Origin of the sequence: Mycobacterium colombiense (assembly GCF_003284975.1) — a bacterium.
In the GTDB taxonomy this organism is placed as follows: Bacteria; Actinomycetota; Actinomycetes; order Mycobacteriales; family Mycobacteriaceae; genus Mycobacterium; species Mycobacterium europaeum_A.
This window is the reverse complement of record NZ_QMEU01000179.1, coordinates 1-4822: the sequence shown is the minus strand read 5'-3', so window position 1 is coordinate 4822 and position 4822 is coordinate 1. Positions and strand designations below refer to the sequence as shown.

Genomic DNA, 4822 nt, shown 5'->3' with positions numbered 1-4822 from the left:
TCGTCTCGGCCGTCAACGCCGAACTCGACGCCGGCCTCAACGTCCGATCCCTGTTCGAAGCACCCACCGTCGCGGAGTTGGCGCCGCGGATCCGCGGGGGCGGGACCAAGCTCGCGCGGGTGGCTCCGGTCGACCGGCCGCCGGTCGTGCCGCTGTCCTTCGCCCAGTCCCGGCTCTGGTTCCTCGACCAATTGCACGGGCCGTCCCCGGTCCACAACATGGCCGTCGCCCTGCGACTGAGCGGACCGGTGGATACCGACGCGATGGGCGCCGCCCTGGCCGACGTGGTGGGCCGCCACGAAAGCCTGCGCACGGTCTTCGTCGCCGACCAGGGGACACCTCGCCAAGTCGTCCTCACAGCCGAGTTCACCGGCGCCGCCTGGCAGGTCGTCGATGCCGACGGGTGGTCGATAGAGCGACTCGGTGATGCGATCGACACCGCGGCCCGGCACCACTTTGATCTGTCCAACGAGATTCCTTTGCGGACAACACTTTTCCGGCTCGACGACGACGATCACGTGCTGGTGGCGGTGGCCCACCACATCGCCGCGGACGGGTGGTCGCTGACCCCGCTGGTGCGCGACCTCGGGACGGCCTATGCCAGCCGCCGCGCCGGCCGGGTGCCGGACGCGGCGCCGCTGCCGGTCCAATACGTGGACTACACGCTGTGGCAGCGTGCGCAATTCGGCGACCTCGACGACCCGGACAGCCCCATCGCCAGGCAACTCGCCTACTGGGAACAAGCCCTCGCGGGGTTGCCCGAACGTGTCGAGTTGCCCACCGACCGGCCGTATCCCTTGGTGGCCGATAACCGCGGGGCCAGCGTGGACATCGACTGGCCCGCGGAGTTGCAGCAACGGGTGCGGGCGGTGGCGCGGGCACACAACGCCACCGAGTTCATGGTGATGCAGGCCGCGCTCTCGGTGTTGCTGGGTAGGCTCAGCGCGAGTTCCGATGTCGCCGTGGGCTTTCCGATCGCCGGACGCGCCGATCCCGCGCTCGACGACGTGGTGGGCTTCTTCGTCAACACCCTGGTGCTGCGCGTGGACCTCGGCGGCGATCCCAGCGTCACCGAACTGCTGGCCCGGGTTCGGCAACGCAGCCTGGCGGCCTACGAACACCAGGACGTGCCCTTCGAAGTGCTCGTCGAACGGCTCCGTCCCGCCCGCAGCCTGGCCCACCACCCGTTGGTCCAGGTGGTGTTGGCCTGGCAGAATTTGCCGTGGCAGCATGACGGGCCCGCCGCCGGACTGCAATTGGGCGACGTGCAGGTCACGCCGCTGCCGCTGGACACCCAGGTCGCCCGGATGGATCTGGTGTTCTCGCTCAACGAACGGTGGACCGAGGACGGCCGGCCGGCCGGCATCGGCGGAGTGGTGGAGTTCCGCACCGACGTCTTCGACCCGTCGAGCATCGAAACGATGATCGAGCGGTTTCATCGGGTGCTGGCGGCCATGGCCGCCGATCCAGCGCAACGAGTGTCGTCGATCGATCTGCTCGACGAGGCGGAACGCGAGCGGCTCGACGTGGCCGGTAACCGCGCGATAGCCACCGCGCCGCCGATGGCGTTGGTGTCGATTCCGGCGTTGTTCGCCGCGCAGGTGGCAAGCGCTCCAGGGGCCGTGGCGATCACCTGCGGCGCGCGCTCATTGACCTACCGACAGCTCTACGAGTCGACGAACCGGTTGGCGCACTTGCTTTCCGAGCGGGGCGCGGGCCCGGGTCAGCGAGTGGCGGTGGTGATCCCGCGGTCGGCCGAAGCGATCGTGGCGATCCTCGCGGTCCTCAAGACCGGGGCGGCGTATGTGCCGATCGACCCGAGCGTGCCGGCGGCGCGGTTGGAGTTCGTGCTCGGTGATGCCGCGCCGATCGCCGCGGTGACCACCGCCGAGGTGCGCGCCCGGCTGGACGGGTTCGTCGGGGTGATCGTCGACATCGACGACCCCGCCGTGGCGACCCGGCCCACCACCGGACTTCCGGTGCCGGCGGCGGACAGCATCGCGTATCTCATCTACACGTCCGGCTCGACGGGAATTCCCAAGGGCGTGGCCGTAACCCACCGCAATGTCACCCAGCTGCTGGAAGCGATCGACGCGCGACTGAGCGCGGGCGCGGTCTGGACCCAGTGCCATTCATTGGCGTTTGACTTCTCGGTGTGGGAAATCTTCGGATCGTTGCTGTACGGCGGGCGTCTGGTGATCGTGCCCGACGACGTGGTCCGATCGCCAGAAGACCTGCACGCGTTGTTGGTTCGTGAGCAGGTCAGCGTGTTGAGTCAGACGCCGTCGGCGTTCTATGCGTTGCAAAGTGCCGATGCGCTGGCGCCCGAGCTGGGTGAGCAGCTGAAGTTGCAGACGGTGGTGTTCGGTGGTGAGGCGCTTGAACCGCACCGGTTGTCGACGTGGCTGCACCGCCACCCCGGCCTGCCCCGCATGGTGAATATGTATGGCATCACCGAGACGACGGTGCACGCGTCGTTTCGGGAGATCGTCGACGGTGACGTCGACAGCAACGTCAGCCCCATCGGAACGCCTTTGGCGCACTTGGCCTTCTTCGTGCTCGACGGCTGGTTGCGTCAGGTGCCCGTCGGTGTGGTCGGTGAACTGTACGTGGCCGGCGGTGGGCTGGCCACCGGCTATATGGGCCGCCCGGGCATATCGTCGACGCGGTTTGTCGCCTGCCCGTTCGGGGCGCCCGGCGCGCGGATGTATCGCACCGGTGACCTGGTCCGGTGGGACGCCGACGGCCAGTTGCAGTACCTGGGCCGCGCCGACGAGCAGGTCAAGATCCGCGGTTACCGGATCGAACTCGGCGAAATCCGCGCCGCATTAAGCGAATTGGACGGCGTTGAGCATGCGGCGGTGATCGCCCGTGAAGACCGGGCCGGCGACAAGCGTCTCGTCGGCTATGTGACCGGAGTCGCTGACCCGACCGACATTCGGGCCTGGTTGGGTCAGCGGCTCCCCACATACATGGTGCCCTCGGCGGTGGTGGTGCTCGAGGCGTTGCCGCTGACGGTCAACGGCAAGCTGGACACCCGCGCGCTGCCGGCGCCGGAATACTCCGACGCCGACCGCTACCGCGCCCCGACGAGCGCGATCGAGGAGATCCTGGCCGGCATCTACGCCCAGGTGCTCGGTGTGGAACGCGTCGGCGTCGACGACTCCTTCTTCGACCTCGGCGGCGACTCGCTGTCGGCGATGCGCTTGCTCGCGGTGGTGAACACCGCCTTCGACGCCGGCGTTTCGGTGCGGACGCTGTTCGAGGCGCCCACGGTGGCCCAGTTGGCGCCGCGGCTTGCCGGTGCTGGCGCACAACGGATTCCGCGGCTGCGGGCGGGTGCACGGCCGGAGTTGGTGCCGTTGTCGTTCGCGCAGTCCCGGTTGTGGTTCATCGATCAGTTGCAGGGACCGTCGCCGATGTACAACATGCCGGCGGTGCTGCGAGTGTGCGGTCGATTGGACGTGGCGGCCCTGCACGCCGCCCTCCTCGACGTGGTGGCTCGACATGAGAGTTTGCGCACGGTGTTCGCCGTCTCCGACGGGACACCCCGGCAGGTGGTGATTCCCGCTGAGCGGGCGGACGTCGGGTGGGACGTAATTGATGCCGCCGGTTGGTCGCCGGCACGGATAAAGGAGGGCGTGGATGCCGCAGCAAGGTACGCGTTCGATCTCGCAAGCGAAATACCCATACAAACAAAGCTATTCCGTCGCGGCGATGACGAGCATGTGTTGGTGGCGGTGGTCCATCATATTGCTGCGGATGGTTGGTCGCTGAATCCACTGGTGCGCGATCTGGGCACCGCCTACACCAGTCGCAGCGGCGGCCGGGCGCCGCAGTGGGCGCCGCTAGCGGTGCAGTACGTCGACTACGCGATCTGGCAGCGGACGCAGTTCGGTGACCTGGACGATCCGGACAGCCCGATCGCCGCGCAGCTGGCCTATTGGGAACGGGCTTTGGCGGGGTTGCCCGAGCGTATCGAGTTGCCGACGGATCGGCCGTATCCGTCGGTGGCCGATCATCGCGGGGCCAGCGTGGGCATCGACTGGCCCGCGGAGTTGCAGCAACGGGTGCATGCGGTGGCGCGGGCGCACAACGCCACCGAATTCATGGTGGTGCAGGCGGCTTTGGCGGTGCTGCTGGCCAAGATCAGTGCGAGTTCCGATGTCGCGGTAGGCTTTCCGATCGCCGGCCGCCGTGACTCCGCGCTGGACGACGTGGTGGGATTCTTCGTCAACACCCTGGTGTTGCGCGTGGATCTCGGTGGCGATCCCAGCGTCGCCGAGCTGTTGGCCCGGGTGCGTCAGCACGTCCTGGCGGCCTTCGACCACCAGGATGTGCCCTTCGAGGTGCTGGTCGAGCGGCTCAACCCCAGCCGCTCCCTGGCGCACCACCCCCTGGTCCAGGTGATGCTCGCCTGGCAGAGTGACAACGCGGCGCAGCTTCGTCTGGGTGACCTGCAGGTCAGCGCCGAGCCCGTCGAAACACGTACCGCCCGAATGGACCTGACGTTCTCACTGTCAGCCCGCTGGAGCGACGACGGCCGGGCCGCCGGGATCGGCGGAACCGTCGAATTCCGCACCGACGTGTTCGACCTGGACAGCGTCCACACCCTGACCGAGCGACTGCGGCGGGTGTTGGTCGCCATCACCGACGACCCGCATCGCCGACTGTCTTCGATCGATGTGCTCGACACCGCCGAGTGCGCGCGACTCGGTGCGATGGGCAATGCGTCGGCGTTGGGTCGTGCGGTGGTGCCGGTGTCGGTGGTGGGGTTGTTCGCCGCGCAGGTGGCGCGGACTCCGGACGCGGTGGCGGTGAC

Annotated in this window: 1 protein-coding gene; it reads left to right on the top strand. The window is 68.2% G+C overall.

Annotation, left to right across the window (positions count from 1 at the left end; translation table 11 throughout):
• The coding region (locus DQP58_RS25775) for a non-ribosomal peptide synthetase (RefSeq protein WP_114149374.1) at nucleotides 1–4822 on the top strand (4822 nt) is incomplete at both ends.